The following is a 17074-nucleotide window of genomic DNA, read 5'->3' as shown; positions in this document are numbered from 1 at the left end:
GAGCGATCCAGCTCCGCTCTTGTCAGACGCGCTCCCAAATCGCTGCGATCCCCTGACCACCCCCAATGCACATGGTCGCCAGCCCGTAGCGTCCGCCAGTGCGCTGCAACTCATACACCAGCTTGGTGGTGATGATGGCGCCGGTCGCGCCGACCGGATGGCCGAGCGATATGCCGCTGCCATTGGGGTTCACCTTTACCGGATCAAAGCCAAGCAGCTTAGACACGGCACAGGCCTGCGCGGCGAAGGCTTCATTGGATTCGACGATGTCGAGGTCGGCAACGGTCAGCCCGGCTCTCTCCAGCGCCTGACGCGTCGCTGGAACGGGGCCGATGCCCATGTACGCGGGATCGACGCCGGCATGACCATAGGCGACCAACCGTGCCATCGGCTTTAGACCCTGCGCCCTCACCGCCGCTTCGCTTGCCAGCAGGACCGCAGACGCGCCGTCGTTGATGCCGGACGCATTGCCCGCCGTAACGGTGCCGTCCTTCTGAAAAACCGGCTTCAGCTTGCCAAAATCTTCAGCCACCGCATCGGCGCGGACGAATTCATCTGTGTCGAATGGGACGGGCTCGCGCCGCACCATCACATTGACGGGTACGATCTGGTCCTTGAAATAGCGCTGCGCGATGGCATGGGCCGCGCGCTTATGGCTTTCATGAGCGAGGGCATCCTGCTCCTCACGCGAAATGCCGTAACGGCCGGCGACATTCTCCGCCGTCACACCCATATGGATCGACTGAAAGGGATCGGTCAGCGCGCCGACCAGCCCGTCCTGCATTTGCGCATCGCCCATCTTCTGTCCCCAGCGCGCGGCCGGGAGGAAATAGGGCGCACGGCTCATGATTTCCGCACCGGCGCCGATCGCCACATCGCAATCGCCCAGCATGATCGACTGAGCGGCGGTGATGATCGCCTGCATGCCCGATCCGCACAGCCGGTTGACGGTGAGCGCGGGGCATTCCTGTCGAACGCCTGCGCCGAGCGCGGCGATGCGCGCGGCATAGGCGTCACGCGGCTCGCAATGGATGACATTGCCCAGCACGAAGTTCTCAACCTGCTCAGCATCCACGCCCGCCCGCTCCATGGTGGCCTTCGCGACATGGGCGGCCAGTTCGCCAGGCTTCTGGTCCTTCAGCGACCCGCCAAAGCTGCCAATGGCAGTTCGTGCCGCCGACACTAAAAAGATGTCCGTCATGTCTGTCACCTTATTCAAGCGTTAAGGTCTTCGAAGCGGCGCCCTTCGGCAGCCAGTTGTTCGATCAGGGGCGCCGGGGTCCAAGCCCAGCCGTTGCGGCCCACAACATAGCTGCGCAGCCGGTCGAGCAGCGCAGGCAGGCCGATCAGGTCGCCCTGGAACATCGGCCCACCGCGTTCACGGGCGAAGCCATAACCGTGCAGATAGGTCATATCGACATCGACCGGACGATAGGCGATCCCTTCGCCGACGATCCGCGCGCCTTCATTGATGAGCGCCAGCAGGCAACGCTCGATGATTTCCCCGTCGCTAATGGCGCGGCGGGTAAGCCCGATCTCGGCCGAATAGTCCTCGATAAGGCGGATCATGTCGAAGTCCGGCTCGGCAGTGCGGCCATCGGGATAGGCGTAGATGCCCTTCCCCGTCTTCTGCCCGAACCGGCCGAGATCGCAGATACGGTCGATCACGCCCGAATAGGGCCGATCAGGCTGCTCCATCGCACGGCGCTTGCGGATCGCCCAGCCGATATCCTGTCCGACAAGGTCCATCGTCCGGCACGGACCCATGGCCATGCCCCAGCCTTCCAGCGCGGCATCGATCTGCTGCGGCAGCGCGCCTTCCTCCAGCATGAACCAGACCTGGCGCAGATATTCCTCGAACATGCGGTTGCCAATGAAGCCGTCGCAAACGCCCGACACGACGCTGACCTTGCCCATCCGCTTGCCAAGCGCCATGGCGGTGCCGAGCACGTCGGGCGCCGTTTCGCGCCCGCGCACCACCTCCAACAAACGCATGATGTTGGCGGGCGAAAAGAAGTGCAGCCCGATCACGCGCGAGGGATCGCCGGTCAGGGCCGCGATGGCGTCGAGGTTTAGGGTGGAGGTGTTGCTGGCGAGGATCGCGTCGGGCCGGGTGACGACGTCAAGGGTGGTGAAGATCTGTTGTTTGACCGCCATATCCTCGAACGCGGCCTCGATCACCAGATCGACGTCGGCAAGCGCATCAAGCGACGCTGCCGGGGTGAAGGCGGCGGTGCGGGCGTCCGCAATTTCGGCACCAATACGGCCCCTTTCCACCTCACGCGCCATGGTATTGCGGATCGTCGTTGCCGCGTTCGCCAGCGCTTCCTGGCGCAGTTCGACCATGGTAACGGGAAGGTCCGCGTTGAGGAGGGCGATGGTGATACCCGTCCCCATCAGCCCACCGCCGACCACGCCGACCCTGTTGATGACGCGCGGGTGCGTGTCCGATGAAAGTCCCGGAATTCGGCCAACCGTACGCTCCCCGAAAAAGGCGTGACGCAGGCCGCGCGAGGCGGGCGATTGCATCAATTCGCCAAAGAGCCCCGCTTCGCGCGCCAACCCTGCAGCCAGGTCGTCCGACAGCCCAGCCACGCATTCGAGAATGTAGCCGGGCGCCTTGTTGAGGCCGGGGCGCAGCTTTGCGCGGCGGCTCTCCACCGCTTTTGCAGCGTCCATCGGGATGGGGAGGTCGCTCGTTCGTCGCATCGGGGGTAAGGCAGCGCGTGCTATTTCCAGCGCAGCTCCCACCACATCGCCGTCCACGAGCTCATCGATCAGCCCCAGTTCGAGCGCCTGCTGCGCTATCAACGGCTTGCCCGAAAGCATCATGTCGAGCGCTGGGCCAGCGCCAATCAGCCGCGGCAGCCGTTGCGTACCTCCCGCGCCGGGCAACAGCCCCAGCGTCACTTCGGGCAGACCCAGCCGCGTTCCGGCTTGCGCGATACGGTAATGGCCGGCCATTGCGAATTCCAGCCCGCCGCCCAGTGCCATGCCATGGATCGCCATGATGACTGGCTTCCGGCTGGCCTCGACCATTGCGATCAGCTCGCGCAGTTCCTCAATTTGCGTGGGATCACCGGCAAAATCGGTGATGTCCGCGCCGCCGCAGAATAGCCGCCCTGCGCCTGCCATGACGATCGCGCGGCAGGCCGGATCGTTCGCTGTCAAGCGGAGCGCGGCGCCGATCTCCTCCACAAAGCCGTTGCCAACCGACAAAGCATTGACCGGACCGTTATTGAGGCGCAGCACCGTGGTCGCACCGGCACGGCTCATCTCGACAGACATGATTTCCCTTTCGATCAGAAGGCGTCGGCGCCCATCGCCATGATCGGCGCTTCGCCGCCGGCAATAGTTGCGGCCAGACCCTGCGTCTGTGGCAGCACCCTCAAGGCAAAGAAGTCGGCGACCGCGCGCTTGCCCTGATGCAACGCGCTGTCGTCTGTGGCGACCGCAGCCATACGGGTCCACATCCATCCCATCGCAACCAGCGCGAATAACCGCAGATAATCGACCGCTGCTGCGCCCGCCGCATCTAGTCCTGCCCCCCGCAGCGACGCCGTCGCGCCGCGCAGCAACATGAGCGCTTCGCACGTCTTGTCGGCGATACCGAGGCCATTCGCCGCCTTCACATCTGCGTCGATGGCGGCGAAAAAGCCCTCGACCACCGCGCCGTTGGCCAAGGACAGCTTGCGCCCGACCAGATCCATCGCCTGGACGCCATTGGTGCCCTCGTAAATCTGGGTGATGCGGGCATCGCGGACATATTGCTCCATCCCCCATTCGCGGATGTAGCCATGGCCGCCGAACACCTGCTGCGCCTGCACTGCGCTTTCAAAACCGAAGTCGGTGAAGGCCGCCTTGACTACTGGGGTCAGCAGCGCGACCAGCGCATCGGCCTTTGCCCGTTCACTCGCGTCGGGGTGAGCATGGGATCGATCCAGCTGCAGCGCCGTCCAACCGGCTAGCGCCCGGCCCGCTTCTACGAAGGCGCGAACGTTGAGCAGCATGCGACGCACATCGGGATGCTCTATGATCGCCACCGGCGCGCGCGTCCCATCGGCGCTGCGCCCCTGAAGTCGCTCTTTGGCATAGGCCGCCGCCTGTCCATAGGCGCCGCCTGCGACGCCTAGCCCCTGAACGCCGACCATCAATCGTTCCGCGTTCATCATCGTGAACATGGCGGCAAGGCCGCGATGTGGCTGCCCCACCAGCCAGCCGGTCGCACCGTCATAGTTCATCACGCAGGTCGGCTGGGCATGGATGCCCATCTTCTTTTCCAGCGCACCGACCGACAGGCTGTTGGCAATCGTGAAGGCGCCGTTCGCATCGGGCAGATATTTGGGTACGAGGAACAAGCTGATCCCCTTCACGCCCGTCGGCGCGTCGGGCAGGCGGCCGAGCACAAGATGAACTATGTTGCCCCCCAGATCATGGTCACCCGACGAAATGAAGATCTTTGTACCCGTCACCGCATAGCTGCCGTCGCCCAGTGGCTCCGCTTTGGTCTTGAGCAATGCGAGATCGGTGCCTGCGCTACTTTCGGTCAGCGCCATCGCGCCGGTCCACTCCCCGCTAACCATCGGGGGTAGATAGACGGCCTTAAGTTCCTCGCTGGCATGGGCCATAATCGCCTCGCACGCACCGCGCGTCAGACCGGGAAAGAGGCCGAAGGACAGATTAGTCGCCGCCATCATCTCGTCCGTCCAAAGCTGAAGGATGAACGGCAGCCCTTGCCCGCCATATTCGGGGGCCGCCGATAGCGACGCCCAGCCCGCCTGTGCGAAGTCGCGCCAGGCATCGGCAAAGCCGGGAGGCGTCTGCACCGCGCCTTCGATCAGCTTGCTGCCCTGCTCGTCGCCATCCCGATTCAGCGGGTGCAAGCGTTCCGCGCACATGCGCCCCGCCTGCTCCAAAACCGAAGCGGCAAGATCGGCATCCAGTTCGTTGCCGATCGCCGTCATCTCGGCGTCGAAATCCAGCACCTCGCTCATGAGGAAGCGATAATCATCGATTGGCGGAACATAGCTGTACATCGAGCCTCTCCCTCAAGGGCAGGCCGCCTTTAATACCAAACATCTGTTACAGTCAACCCCAGCACGTCGATTGATGCTAAAGAACGCTCAGGCGTGGCGGAAGATAGTGACTACCTGCTCGGCAATCTGCGCGGGCGTCAACCGTCCGGGACGATACCAATCAGAGGCCGAGTTGAGTTGCGAAAGCAGCAGGTTGCGATAGATCGAGCGGTCGATGTGCGATGGCAGCGGCAGCGCATCCACCAACGTCCGAAACAGATTTTCGAACCTGTCGCGCCGCGCGATCAACTGCTCACGTACGCTGTCCGGCACTTCGCGAAAGTCATTCATCATTGGCATGGTCAGCGAATCAGGCGCCAACTGGATGGCGAGCAAGGTCGCGCATGCAGCTTCCAGCTTCGTCCACGGATCCTTCCCCTTGGCAAGAGCATCGGCGATCTTATTCTGCGCCGCGTCCAGTGCTCCATTATGCAGCTCGACGAACAATGCGTCCTTCGACTTGATATGGTGGTAAAGTGACCCTCCGAGCACCCCTGCCTGCTCGCCAATGTCTCGCATCGACGTGCCCCTGTAGCCCTTCCGCGCGAACAGCTGCGCCGCAATTTCCAATATTTCGCGACGGCGGTTCGGCCGCTCGTCACTTAGGTCGGAAGAAGATGGTCTCTTAGACATCATTCTGGCGCTAGCACATCCATCGCATCTGCATCACTCGATTTGTTGAGCCGGACGCACTTGGCTTGCTCGCCCTGAAAATCGCCCTGAAATAGGCTAGCGGTCGAAAGCAACCCGGACGTGCCGTCCGATCACCCCTTGCACTCGCAATCAAGGGCCATTACTTCAATCATTGAAGCTGACAGGGTATTGTCGATGAAAGCCAAATCCTTTGCAGGCATGCGCTGCTCGATTGCTGGCGCACTCGAGTTGATCGGAGATCGCTGGACTCTGCTTCTCATCCGCGATCTCTCACTCGGCATTCGCCGGTATGACGACTTTCGCGCCAGCACCGGTATCCCCCCGGCGACGCTGGCCGCGCGACTGAAGCATCTCGAAGTCGGCGGCGTTATCGAGCGTGTTCGCTATCAGGATCGCCCACCTCGTGATGAATATCGACTAACGCCCAAGGGCCGCGACCTCTGGAAGGTCAGCCTCGCGCTGCGCGAATGGGGTGATCGTTGGGACGCGAGCGGCTGCGGCCAACCAACTGTTGAGACGATTGATCGAGAAACCGGGCGAGTGCTGACGCTGGCTTTAATCGATGCCGAAACCGGGCTCGCCGTGCCGCCCACGCGCGTCGCGCTTCGGCCGGGTCCAGGCGCCGACGATGCCGTCCGCCGCCTTCTTGAATCCGCTGATGGAGCCGCGATATGACGCAACCGGTTGAATTCTTCTACGATTTCCGCAGCCCCTACAGCTATCTTGCGCTCACGCAGTTGCAGGGAATGGATATCGACATCGCCTTTCGCCCGATGCAGATCCTGGCCGTGATGGAGCGCGTCGGCAATGTGCCGACCACCATTACCTGCGCCGCCAAGGGCCGCTATGCGAGAATGGACCTTGCGCGGTGGGCTCAACGCTATGGGCTGACGTTCAACCCATCGAACATGCGGGAAAATGACGGTGACGCCTGTTCGCGCGCCGTGCTCGCCGCCGCCCCGAAGGACCGAGCCGCGGTCACTTTGACGCTCTATCGGGCGATGTGGAGCGAGGGGCTGACGCTAGCCGATGCCGAGGCTGTGGTTGCCGCGCTCAGCGCAGCCGGGATCGACACTAGGGCAATCGCCGCCGACATCGACGCGCCCGAGATTGTCGCGCAGCTCCGCGCGAACACTGACGAGGCAGTAGAGCGAGACATATTCGGGTCGCCGACGATCTTCGTGGGCGACACGATGTTCTTCGGCAATGACCGGATTGATTTCGTCCGCCAAGCGCTCGCGCAAAGGGAGGCGGCGGCATGAGTGAGACTAGCAAGCCGCTCGCGCTCGTGACCGGGGTCGGCCCAGGCACGGGCGCCTCAATTGCCCGTCGCTTCGCCAGGAGCGGCTATCGCCTGGCGATGCTGGCGCGCGACGCTGACCGGCTCGCCGCGCTGGAAACGGAAATAGCGGACACAGTCGGCATCGCGTGCGACGTCAGCGATCCCGATGCACTGGCGCGCGCCATCGCCCAGGTCGGCGATCCCCAAATCGTCGTCCATAATGCCGTAGGTGGCGCCTTCGGGACATTCGAAAAGGTCGAAGCCGAGACGCTTCAGCGCAACTTTGATATCAACACCATGGCTCTTTTCCATCTCGCGAGACTGACCGCCCCGGCAATGATCGCGGCGGGCGAAGGCGCGATCATCGTCACCGGAAATACGTCTGCGCAGCGCGGCAAGGCGGCGTTTGCAGGCTTCGCCCCGACCAAGGCAGCGCAACGCATCCTCGCCGAATCGCTTGCGCGGGACTTGGGGCCGAAGGGGGTGCATGTCGCCTATCTTATCATCGACGCGGCGATCGACGTACCGTGGCAGCGCGAGTTGCAACCGGACAAGCCCGACGATTTCTTCATCTCCCCCGCCTCGATCGCCGACGAGGTGCATCACCTGGCGCACCAGCCGCGCGACGCCTGGTCGTTCCTCGCCGAGGTGCGCCCGTTCCATGAGCCTTGGTAAGTGCAATGACCGACCGTGACCAGTCGCCGGACGGCCTTGCGCAACTGCAAGCGATGATCGCTGGCGGATCGAAGGCGCCAATGAGCGAAACCCTCAACTTCGATTTGGTGGAGGTCGAACGCGGCAGGGCCGTGTTCGAGGGGAGGCCGGACCGCAACGTCTATAATCCGCTCGGCTCAGTCCACGGCGGCTATGCCGCAACGCTGCTCGACAGCGCCTGTGGCATAGCGACCCATAGCATGCTCGGCGCTAACCGCGGTTATACCACGCTGGAACTGAAGGTATCCTATCTGCGCGGCATGTCCGACACGAGCGGCACCGTTCGCGCAACCGGTCGCGCCATATCGGTGGGCAGCCGCGTCGCCTTTGCTGAAGCCGAGATACATGATGGCGAAGGGCGGCTGTGCGCCACGGCCACTTCGACCCTGCTCGTCTTTGACGTCGCGCCGCAGGATCGCGGCGCATTGCAACCCTGATCCGGAGAATATGAGCATGCGCGCATTCGTCATCGACCGTTACAAGGCGCCGCTCACCCAGCGCCAGATGCCTGATCCGCAGCCCGGCCCCGGCCAAGTGCTGGTCGCCATCGCCGCCACCAGCGTTAATCCCCTCGATTTCAAACTGCGCAACGGAGAGTTCAAGGCCGTGTTGCCGATGGCGATGCCGCTGATCCTCGGCGGCGATCTGGCCGGTACGGTCATCGCGCTTGGCGCAGGCGCGACGCGGTTCAAGATCGGCGACGAAGTGTTTGGACGCCCGGACCCGATCGGCACCTTTGCCGAGAGGATCGCGGTTGCCGAAACCGACCTGGCGCTCAAACCGGCCAGCCTCAACATGACCGAGGCGGCATCGCTGCCGCTCGTCGCTTTAACCGCGTGGCAGGTGCTGGTCGAGCGCGCCGCGCTCAAACCGGGCCAGAAGATACTGATCCATGCCGGCTCCGGCGGCGTCGGCACGATCGCGGTGCAGATCGCCAAGCATCTCGGCGCGACCGTTGCGGCGACGACCAGCACCGACAATGTCGAGCTGGTCCGTGATCTTGGCGCCGACATCGTCATCGATTATCGCAAGGAGAACTTCGCCGAACGGCTGACCGACTACGACGTCGTGCTCAATACGCTTGGACCTGACATTCTCGAAAGATCGCTGTCCGTGCTGAAGCGTGGCGGCAAGCTCATCTCGATTTCCGGACCGCCCGACCCTGACTTCGCGCGCGCGATCGGCGCAAATTGGGCGATACGTCAGGTGCTGCGGCTGCTGAGCGCCAGCATCCGGCGAAAGGCCCGTGCGAAGGGCGTCAACTATTCCTTCCTGTTCATGCATGCCGACGGCGGCCAATTGGCCGAGATCGCCAGGCTGGTCGACGCCGGCGCTATCCGGCCGGTAATCGACCGAGTCTTCGGCTTCGATGATCTTCCTGTGGCGGTGGAGAGGAGCGAGTCAGGACGAGCGCGCGGAAAGATCGTCGTTACGGTAGATCCGGGGACGGCCCGCGCAGGTTGACCGATATTATTGAGGCAAGATCCTGACTTTCTCTTCCAAGTCCTCATCAAAAAGCGGTCGGTACGCGGACTGAATGAATGGCGGTTTTTGGCGGAAGCTGCCGACAAAATCCCAATTGTCGAACGACTTGGATTGGTCGACTGCTGCCGGAAGGTCCTGGGACATCGCTGCCGTTTCCAAGATAAGCGTTCAACGGCAGGTTCAGCCGGGGGCGGACATACGGTATATGCCTGAGCTCCCGATGACTTCATTGTTTAAATGAGCTCGCCGTGATCCTGGCCGAGCATCCTGTTGATGAAAGGCCGCATATAGTCGCTGACCTCATCGAATTCCTCGCGGCGCAGCAGGGACTCCTTCACCATTGGATTGATCGAGTGGCCCTTATGCTCGACGCCGTGCATCGATACCGTTCCCAACACGAGTTGCATGTCCTTCGGACGATTCTTCAGTGCGAATGCTATCATGGCCGCGGCATTCTTTTCGTCTTGGTCCTGCTGCAGGGGGGTGTCAAGGATGATGGGACACAGACAGGACGTCGTGAACTCCCGAATCGTGTGCAGCAGGGCGAAATGATAGGCTAGGATCGCCCGCGGCCCATAGCTCCCCGTTTCGTTTATTTTGGGTGAGATGCTCTTCCTCGCTGCATTTCCGAAATCCACGCCCAGATCCGAGGCAAACGCGATGAGCTTTTCGGCATAGAATGACACGATCTTGGCTTTGCGTTGCGAATCGTTGAGCTCCTTCATCAAGGCGTTCGCGGCATCCTCCTTCTCGGACCAGCCTGAAATTCCCAGGTCGATCACGTCCCGCTCTGCCGCGATGGTCGCATCGACGATGCGCTCGCTTTCATCCTTCAGCATGTCGCGAAGCTTGATCTCGCCGCGCTTCTCCTCGAGCAGTTTGTCGATGCGCGCGATCCTGTCCCCATAGCTGGCAAGGGACGCCATCCGGCGCGCCACATCCCCCTCGACTTCGGCGAGAGAATGCTGCGCGCTTGCCAGAAACCCTCGGCACGCGTCGGCGTCGTTGATCAGGCTGAACCGGCTGGCAAAGTCGTTGTCGTGGACGGTGTTGCAGGTCGGGCAAACAACTTGTGCGTCCGTCAAGCTCTGCGAAAACTTCACGTCGGCGTCCAGCTCCTGAAGGGCTACACGTGCGATCTCGATCTCCTCGACGAGCACGGCCCGCCGGGACTGGAGCTCAGATATCTTCCCCTTCACGCCCTCATATACTGCTTGTAGCTCGTTCATCTCCGCGAGCAGCTGTTCGATATGGCTGCCGAACATCTCGGGCGCGAAGGTCACTGTGACGGGAGACCGGCCCTTGCGCAGGCGCTCGGTCGCGCGATCCAGGGCCCGGCGTTCGGCCTTGAGCTCATTCTGCTCGCGCTGAGCTTCCCCACGCTTGGCCTTGGCTTGGTAATATTCTCGAGGGCGGATGCCGGTATGATATTCGAGAATCCCGCGCTTGAAGTCCGAGATCATCGACAGCCCTTTGAAGGAGCCCCAAGTGTCATCCCAGCCACGGTCCTGATCCTGATAGAAGGGCAGGAAGCAGAATTGCGGGGGCGGCACGATCAAGTCGTTATATTTGGTCGGCAGCATGATGTTGAAATCGAGCAGCTCGGCAATTTTAGGACCAACTTCCTTGACCAGGCCGGAAGCGCTCCAGAGCAACGCATCATTGCCGTCGAAAAGCGCGATTTGATCGTCGATGCGAAGGATTGCGTAGGATTCCGCACCGACAGAGAATCGCAGCATTATCGTGACCGAAGCGTTTGACCACTTCTCGTTGATCACAGAGGAATCGGCGCCGAATGCGCCATAGATCGATTTCATAAGGTGCGATTTACCGGTGTCGTTCTCGCCGAAAATCACTGTAGATTTAGCGTCAAACTTCTCCTGACGGGCCTTCTTCTCGATCCGAGAGAGGAGCAGAAGCCTTTGCAACTTCAAGCTTTTCATACGACTTCTTTCTGAGGCTTCTTACCAGACGCTTGAACCGATCCTGCCGCTTAATGCGCGTATATCTCATAGATGATCATCGCTCTCAGCCGGGCCGGGCTGAACGGTGACAGGTATTTCTGTCCGGTTTCTTCAACTTGCACGAAAACGGCTTCAACCATCTGCGTGAGGCTTAGGCTCGCATCTTCGACGACGGGTGCCAACGTCGCCGTGATCGCCATCCGAACTCGGTGGACGGCCCGGTCGGCCGAGTTCAGCGCGACAGCCCGATAGACCCCGTATTCTCGACTGATCAGGCGCTGGTCCGAGAATGCGTAGGTCAGGTTCGGTGCGATCTCGCTCCACTCGGGCGATCGGCTGTTGCTTGCGATGGCGTCGAGCCACTCCTGGACATTGACCTTGGTCAAGCCTTTGTCCTTAATCGCTTGTTGCAGCGATACGATGTCGCCCTCGAAGTTGGCCTTCCGTCGGCACTCTTCGGCAATCGCCCGATAAACTGCCTCCGGGCTAAACCAGACTTCGCCCAAATTCTCGGTGATGAAGGTCTGCAGCTTTCCCTTGGTATGCGAAACGACGTCGCCCAGGCTGAGATTGGTGTGCTGAAAGCCCAACAACCCGATCTGGGCCTTGGTGGCCGATGGATAGGCTTCCTGAACAGATTTAACGACTTTCTCGAAGTCGGCTGGATCGCATTCTTTCAGGCGGAAAGTCGCGTCTGTATTAAAACCGCAAAGCTGGTTCGAGATGAAATCCGCCGACAAGACAGCGTTAGGAAATTTAGCAACATTGTCGAACATCTTATCGATGTAGGAAGGCTTCTCCTTGGTCCCGTCTTCGGTCTTCACCTTCGCGCGCTGGAGGAGTTTGGTCAGCGTCCAGCCGCCATTCGTCGCTTTGGACTTTACCTGATAGAATCTGGCTGTCGTCGGTACCGTCGCACTGTTCAGCAGCAGGACATCGTCATGAAACTCGAAAATGATGGCATAGTCATCCTGCGTACCATGTTGCTCGAACAACAAGGCCAACCCCCACATCGTCTGATATTCATAACGACCCCCAGTCGCTGACTTCTCGCGAAGTGGCTTAGTGATAAGGTCGGCCGACAAGGTCATATTGATCCCCCGTCCGACTGATGCCCATGCACGACCGGGTTGGCAATCACAAAGCGAGCAAGCAGCTGCAGCGTAAGCGGGGTCTGACGGCCGCCTTGCGCCGCGCCCGTTCGCCGGGATGATTGCCGCTCTTTGAACGGGGTGGCTGGTGTCGGACGAGATCGAGGATTCAGCGAGCGGTGCAGCGACTACTCATACGAGCGGTCGTATGAGTAGTCGGATAGAGATCGTTAGCCGGGTGTCGGGTCGGCGGCGGTGGACGGTGGAGCAGAAGCTGGCCGTCCTGCGGGATGCATTTGGCCCCGAGGGTTGCGTGCGCTCGGCCTGTGAACGTCATGATGTCGGCAGCGGATCGATCTACACATGGCGGCGACAGGCAATGTCTGGCGAGCTTGCCGGGGTGCGCAAGCCGATCGAGCCTGCCTTTGCGGAGGTGCAGATCTGCGACCAGCTAGCCTTGCCTGCGCCGGCGGTCGCGGCGCGCAGCGTCGGCGTGATCGGCATCGAGCTGCCGTCGGGCATCAGGGTGAGTGTGGACGCCACGGTAGATGCCGATGCCCTGTCGCGGGTAATCGGCGTTCTGACGCAATGATCCCGCTGCCGCCCTCAACGCGGATATTCCTGGCCTGCGGGGCGACGGACATGCGCAAGGGCTTTGACGGCCTGGCCGTGATGGCGCAGCAGGTTCTGGAGCAGAGCCCGCATTCCGGTGCGCTGTTCGCCTTTCGAGGGAAGCGCGGTGATCTGGTGAAGCTGCTCTGGTATGACGGTCAGGGCATGTGCCTTTTCTCCAAACGGATGGACCGTGGCCGGTTCGTGTGGCCATCGACCAAGACCGGGTCGGTGGTGATGACCGCGGCCCAGCTTTCCATGTTATTGGAAGGCATTGACTGGCGACGGCCGGAGCGCACTTTTACCCCTTCGCTCGCGGGATAAAGCGCCCATTTTCCGGCACTTTTTCTGGCATTGCAGCCCCTGATCCGCTATAGGATCGCAGTGTCGGACGCAGGCCTTTCCACCGCTGACAAAGACGCTCGGATCGCCGAGCTCGAAGCTGCTTTGGCGGCCGCCCACGCCGATATTTCTGCCCGCGACATCTTGATCGACACGCTGCGCGTGCAGATCGCGCGCCTCAAGCGGATGCAGTTCGGCAAGTCGTCCGAGAAGCTCGATACCCAGATCGCACAGCTTGAGCTGGCCCTTGAAGAACTCGAAGGCGAGGCGATCGTCGCCGCCGCGCGTCGGGCCGATCCGGCAGAGGTTGATCGGCCGTCGCCTGTTCGTGCGCTACCCGCTCATCTGCCGCGGGAGGAACAGCGGATCGAGCCCGAACAGGGCAGTTGCACCTGTCCAGATTGCGGCGGAGCGCTGCGGCCTCTGGGGCAGGATAGCGACGAGATGCTCGATGCCGTGCCAGTGCAATGGCGTGTCGTTCGGACCATCCGGCCCAAGTATAGCTGCCGGTCCTGCGAGAAGATCGTGCAGGCGCCCGCGCCGGTAAAAGCCATTGCCCGGGGCAAGGCGACCTTCGGCACGCTGGCTCACGTCGTCGTCTCCAAGTTCGATCATCATCTGCCGCTGTACCGGCAGGCCGAGATCATGGCGGCACAGGGCATCGAGATCGACCGCTCGACGCTCGCAGGCTGGGTGGGACAGGCATCCGTGCTGCTCGACCCGATCATCAGTCGTATCCGAGAGGTCGGCCTCACCGCCTCGAAGATTCATACCGACGATACGCCGGTTCCCATGCTTGATCCGGGGCGGGGCAAGACGGCGACCGGTAGGCTTTGGGCGTATGCCATCGACGATCGGGGTTCTGGCGCCACGACCCCGCCGCTGGTCTGGTATGAGTTCACCACCGATCGCACCGGTGCGCATCCCCAGCGGCAGCTGGCCAACTTCACGGGCTATCTCCAGGCCGACGGCTATGCCGGTTATGACAAGCTCTACAACACCAACCGCGTCACCGAGGTTGCTTGCTGGGCGCATTTCCGGCGGAAGATATTCGACATCCACGCCTCCAAGCCGACGCCGCTCACCACCGACCTGCTGGAACGTATCGGCCAACTCTATGAGATTGAGGCAGAGGTTCGAGGCCAGCAACCCGAGATCCGCCGACGAAGCCGGCACGACCGCACTAAGCCGTTGATCGATGATCTGCGGCAAGCAATTGATGATGCCCTGCGCCGCCTCTCGCCCAAGTCCGAGATGGCGAAAGCGATAGCCTATGGTCGCAAGCGCTGGGTGGCGCTCACGCGCTTCCTCGATGATGGGCGTCTGGAGATCGATAACAACATCGCGGAGCGTGCCATGCGGTGCGTGGCCCTGGGCCGTAAAAACTGGCTGTTCGCCGGCTCAAAGGCGGGCGGCGATCGGGCGGCGGCCATCTACTCCGTCATCGAAACCGCAAAGCTCAATGGCCTCGAACCGCAGACTTATATCGCAGATGTCATCGCCAAGATCGCTGGCGACTGGCCTGCTGCCCGCTGGGATGAACTCCTGCCCTGGAACTGGCGGCCAGATCAGCAACCGATCGCCGAAGCCGCCTGATCTGCGGCCTCCAGCCCACGCTTACGCTGCAGCAGCAAGACGCTTGAGGGAAACCTTCCGCTTCGGAGCGTTCCATCGGCAGCCCCTTTCAGAAGAAGACATCCGTGGCGCCCGGATTGAACGACCACCTTTGGGCTGAAAGCCGGCGCCGCGCGAGAAGCAGCTTTCCCAATTTTTGGCGCCGACCCAGACGGTCGCCCATCGGTCTGAGCAGGTGTATGCTGCTATCCGCTTGTCCGGCGATCAGGCGTACCTTCTTCCCGGCGATATAGCTCAGCTTGCACCACAGCGTCCCACTTAACGTGCCGCAAACCCACCGCGATGCGGTCCCAGTCGATGCAGGAGAAGTCTATGCGGAGTAGCTCTCGGTATATTGTCCGAATGCGGGGATTGGAGCCGTATCGTGCGCCGACGCTCACGGGAGCATGCCCACAAATTTGATCCAGTGTCCGTTCGTTCACTCCGGCATCATTGCCCTTCGCTTTGAAAGTATGGCGAGTCGAATGAAACACAAGCCTGCGATCGTCTATAACATGGCGATCGATGATACGATTCATCTTTCGGCTGGCCTCTTTAGTGCGCTTTCCCACGCTGTTTTCCTTGAGATCAGGAAAAAGCTCGATGTGACCGCAAGCGACCAGCGCGTCGATATACTCGCGGAACCCAAGTTCGATGAGCTTGGCATGTATAGGGACCAAGCGGACCGAGCTGTCGGTCTTCACGTTTTTGGAGGCGGCCTCATTATCGAGAACATACTCGCCGATATCGAGATAGGAGATGTGGCCATCCCGCTTTACATCTGCGACAGCAGCTTGGCCGATTTCTTCGAGACGAGCGCCGGTGGTGATGCCTAACAAGAAGATCCAAAACATGGTGGCGTCACTAACCTGGGAGCTTTGGCTCCAATTTCCCGGATGGATGAACAGCGGAGAGGCACAAAGGCGCGCAAGCTCGTGATCTTCGAAGGGGCGTACTTCAATCCGCTTCTTTCCGTAGCCGATGATTTTTATCCCTACACCGGCATTGACTGCGATCCAGCGCTGATCGAATGCGAATGTGAGTAACGCCTGGAGCGCGCCAATGCGTTTCTTAAGAGTTGAGGCCGCGCATTTGGGCTGGGACTCCAAGTGCTTTTCTACGCGTGCCCGAAACGGTAATGCTCGGTCGACACGTGGCATTTTAGCTGGAAGTTTGGCTGCTTGGTCACGATAATCGAAAAGCAAGTCGGCATCGATGGAAGCTGCTGCAATATCGCCAGCGAAGTCGATAAAGTCATCAAGCGCTGCTTTGAATTCCAGAGCAGTTTGCGGGCGAGGCTCTTTCGCCAGCTTCCATTCATCATATAACTGATTGAGCCGCATCATCGGACGCAACCTTGAACCCGTGGCCCGTGGCCGATTGGACGTAAGCCGAGCCCGATTGAAATCCTCCTAGCTCGGACGCTTTTCGTCAAGGATAGCAAGCAGCGCCGTACCCAGTTCCGCATCTGAGAATGCAGCACTGCCCGCCTCGAATGCTCGAACTTTCTGAACAGGGCTGTCGAGAAGCCGTCGCCATACATGGTCTGGATTGTGCCATCGCACACGGATCCAGTTTGATCCTATCTTCTCCAGATTGCCTTCGTAAAATTCACCCACCAAATTCATGAACTTCTGCTTGTCCGACAGTACGGCAAACCAGTTGGTATTCGCTGGAGGTCCGAGGACCGGCGGCGGATAGATCTGGTGCGAAGCGACGCAGGACGCCGTTCCTCCTGTGGTTGCGTCCAGCTCCATCAACGTTAGAGCTATTCTCTCCGATCCGGCGAGCCCATTACCCGTCACCGCCCGCTCGCACCACATTCTTACCACCCGGCTCGGAGTGGGCGATAAGGCTCCTTCGGCCAGCATACGTCGCGCGTGAGCAAGCCGTTCTTCGAATGCCGCGTTTTCTCGTGCAAACACAGCCTTTGCGTCAGCCGGATTCTTTGTGCGTAATGAGACCTTGATCTGAGCCCTGCCGTCAAAGGCCTCGCGCAGAGCATGCGGTATCGCGCGACGAAAATAAAGTTGGCCAGTTCTAGGGTCGGCGAAAGGGGTAGCCATGGTGGTCTTCTTCACGTCGTTCTGTACCCAATTTCTGTACACATGACGGGTAAAGAGGACGTAAATCCAGCGCATTCAGGCGTTTATGCCCGAATGGTGACCCCTACGGGAATCGAACCCGTGTTTCAGCCGTGAAAGGGCCGCGTCCTAACCGCTAGACGAAGGGGCCACATGC

The 17074-nt window shown here is 61.1% G+C and carries 16 protein-coding genes and 1 tRNA gene; 8 read left to right on the top strand and 9 right to left on the bottom strand.

Annotation, left to right across the window (positions count from 1 at the left end):
* Positions 1-22: 22 nt before the first annotated feature.
* From ACZ5U1_RS12850 to ACZ5U1_RS12835, 4 genes are all read right to left on the bottom strand, one after another.
* Entirely contained in the window at positions 23-1201 is a 1179-nt protein-coding gene (locus tag ACZ5U1_RS12850; protein WP_464778728.1) for an acetyl-CoA C-acyltransferase family protein, read from the bottom strand.
* 14 nt (positions 1202-1215) lie between these two features.
* Positions 1216-3288, bottom strand: coding sequence for a 3-hydroxyacyl-CoA dehydrogenase NAD-binding domain-containing protein (locus tag ACZ5U1_RS12845; protein WP_464778727.1), 2073 nt, complete (start codon positions 3286-3288; stop codon positions 1216-1218).
* Between the two features lie 14 nt (positions 3289-3302).
* Positions 3303-5036, bottom strand: a complete 1734-nt coding sequence (locus ACZ5U1_RS12840) for an acyl-CoA dehydrogenase family protein (protein WP_464778726.1) — start codon at positions 5034-5036, stop codon at positions 3303-3305.
* An 87-nt stretch (positions 5037-5123) separates the two neighbouring features.
* Complete coding sequence (locus ACZ5U1_RS12835) at positions 5124-5708, bottom strand: TetR/AcrR family transcriptional regulator (RefSeq protein ID WP_464778725.1); 585 nt, start codon at positions 5706-5708, stop codon at positions 5124-5126.
* Between the two features lie 120 nt (positions 5709-5828).
* On the opposite strand from ACZ5U1_RS12835, the gene ACZ5U1_RS12830 reads away from it, so the two are divergent.
* From ACZ5U1_RS12830 to ACZ5U1_RS12810, 5 genes are read left to right on the top strand one after another with little or no spacing between them, the layout of a single operon-like run.
* Positions 5829-6404, top strand: a complete 576-nt coding sequence (locus ACZ5U1_RS12830) for a winged helix-turn-helix transcriptional regulator (RefSeq protein ID WP_464778724.1) — start codon at positions 5829-5831, stop codon at positions 6402-6404.
* Positions 6401-6991 (top strand): DsbA family protein, encoded by a 591-nt coding sequence (locus ACZ5U1_RS12825; RefSeq protein ID WP_464778723.1) that lies wholly within the window; start codon positions 6401-6403, stop codon positions 6989-6991. Before ACZ5U1_RS12830 ends, ACZ5U1_RS12825 begins: the two co-directional genes overlap by 4 nt.
* Complete coding sequence (locus ACZ5U1_RS12820; protein WP_464778722.1) at positions 6988-7686, top strand: SDR family NAD(P)-dependent oxidoreductase; 699 nt, start codon at positions 6988-6990, stop codon at positions 7684-7686. Before ACZ5U1_RS12825 ends, ACZ5U1_RS12820 begins: the two co-directional genes overlap by 4 nt.
* 5 nt (positions 7687-7691) lie before the next feature.
* Entirely contained in the window at positions 7692-8162 is a 471-nt protein-coding gene (locus tag ACZ5U1_RS12815; RefSeq protein WP_464778721.1) for a PaaI family thioesterase, read from the top strand.
* Between the two features lie 10 nt (positions 8163-8172).
* A complete protein-coding gene (locus tag ACZ5U1_RS12810) occupies positions 8173-9189 on the top strand; it encodes an NADP-dependent oxidoreductase (RefSeq protein WP_464778720.1) in 1017 nt (338 codons plus the stop codon).
* A 254-nt stretch (positions 9190-9443) separates the two neighbouring features.
* On the opposite strand, the gene ACZ5U1_RS12805 is transcribed toward ACZ5U1_RS12810, so the two are convergent.
* Together ACZ5U1_RS12805 and ACZ5U1_RS12800 are read right to left on the bottom strand one after the other, a co-directional pair.
* Positions 9444-11153: a hypothetical protein gene (locus ACZ5U1_RS12805; protein WP_464778719.1), complete on the bottom strand. Its 1710-nt coding sequence runs from the start codon at positions 11151-11153 to the stop codon at positions 9444-9446.
* Between the two features lie 50 nt (positions 11154-11203).
* Positions 11204-12265, bottom strand: coding sequence for a dsDNA nuclease domain-containing protein (locus ACZ5U1_RS12800; RefSeq protein ID WP_464778718.1), 1062 nt, complete (start codon positions 12263-12265; stop codon positions 11204-11206).
* A 208-nt stretch (positions 12266-12473) separates the two neighbouring features.
* On the opposite strand from ACZ5U1_RS12800, the gene tnpA reads away from it, so the two are divergent.
* The 3 genes from tnpA to tnpC are packed head-to-tail and all read left to right on the top strand — an operon-like array spanning position 12474 to position 14815.
* Positions 12474-12857, top strand: a complete 384-nt coding sequence (gene tnpA / locus ACZ5U1_RS12795; RefSeq protein WP_464777950.1) for an IS66-like element accessory protein TnpA — start codon at positions 12474-12476, stop codon at positions 12855-12857.
* A complete protein-coding gene (gene tnpB, locus ACZ5U1_RS12790) occupies positions 12854-13201 on the top strand; it encodes an IS66 family insertion sequence element accessory protein TnpB (RefSeq protein WP_065847213.1) in 348 nt (115 codons plus the stop codon). Before tnpA ends, tnpB begins: the two co-directional genes overlap by 4 nt.
* Positions 13202-13261: 60 nt before the next feature.
* Entirely contained in the window at positions 13262-14815 is a 1554-nt protein-coding gene (gene tnpC, locus ACZ5U1_RS12785) for an IS66 family transposase (protein ID WP_464777949.1), read from the top strand.
* Between the two features lie 224 nt (positions 14816-15039).
* Here tnpC and ACZ5U1_RS12780 read toward each other — a convergent pair whose 3' ends face one another.
* The 3 genes from ACZ5U1_RS12780 to ACZ5U1_RS12770 form a co-directional block, all read right to left on the bottom strand.
* Positions 15040-16179 (bottom strand): site-specific integrase, encoded by a 1140-nt coding sequence (locus ACZ5U1_RS12780; RefSeq protein WP_464778717.1) that lies wholly within the window; start codon positions 16177-16179, stop codon positions 15040-15042.
* A 66-nt stretch (positions 16180-16245) separates the two neighbouring features.
* Complete coding sequence (locus tag ACZ5U1_RS12775) at positions 16246-16914, bottom strand: DUF6538 domain-containing protein (protein ID WP_464778716.1); 669 nt, start codon at positions 16912-16914, stop codon at positions 16246-16248.
* Between the two features lie 79 nt (positions 16915-16993).
* Positions 16994-17068 (bottom strand) — tRNA-Glu (locus ACZ5U1_RS12770).
* Positions 17069-17074: the final 6 nt, after the last annotated feature.

This window comes from Sphingobium sp. TomTYG72 (assembly GCF_055394715.1).
This window is presented reverse-complemented; position numbering and strand designations above follow the sequence as displayed.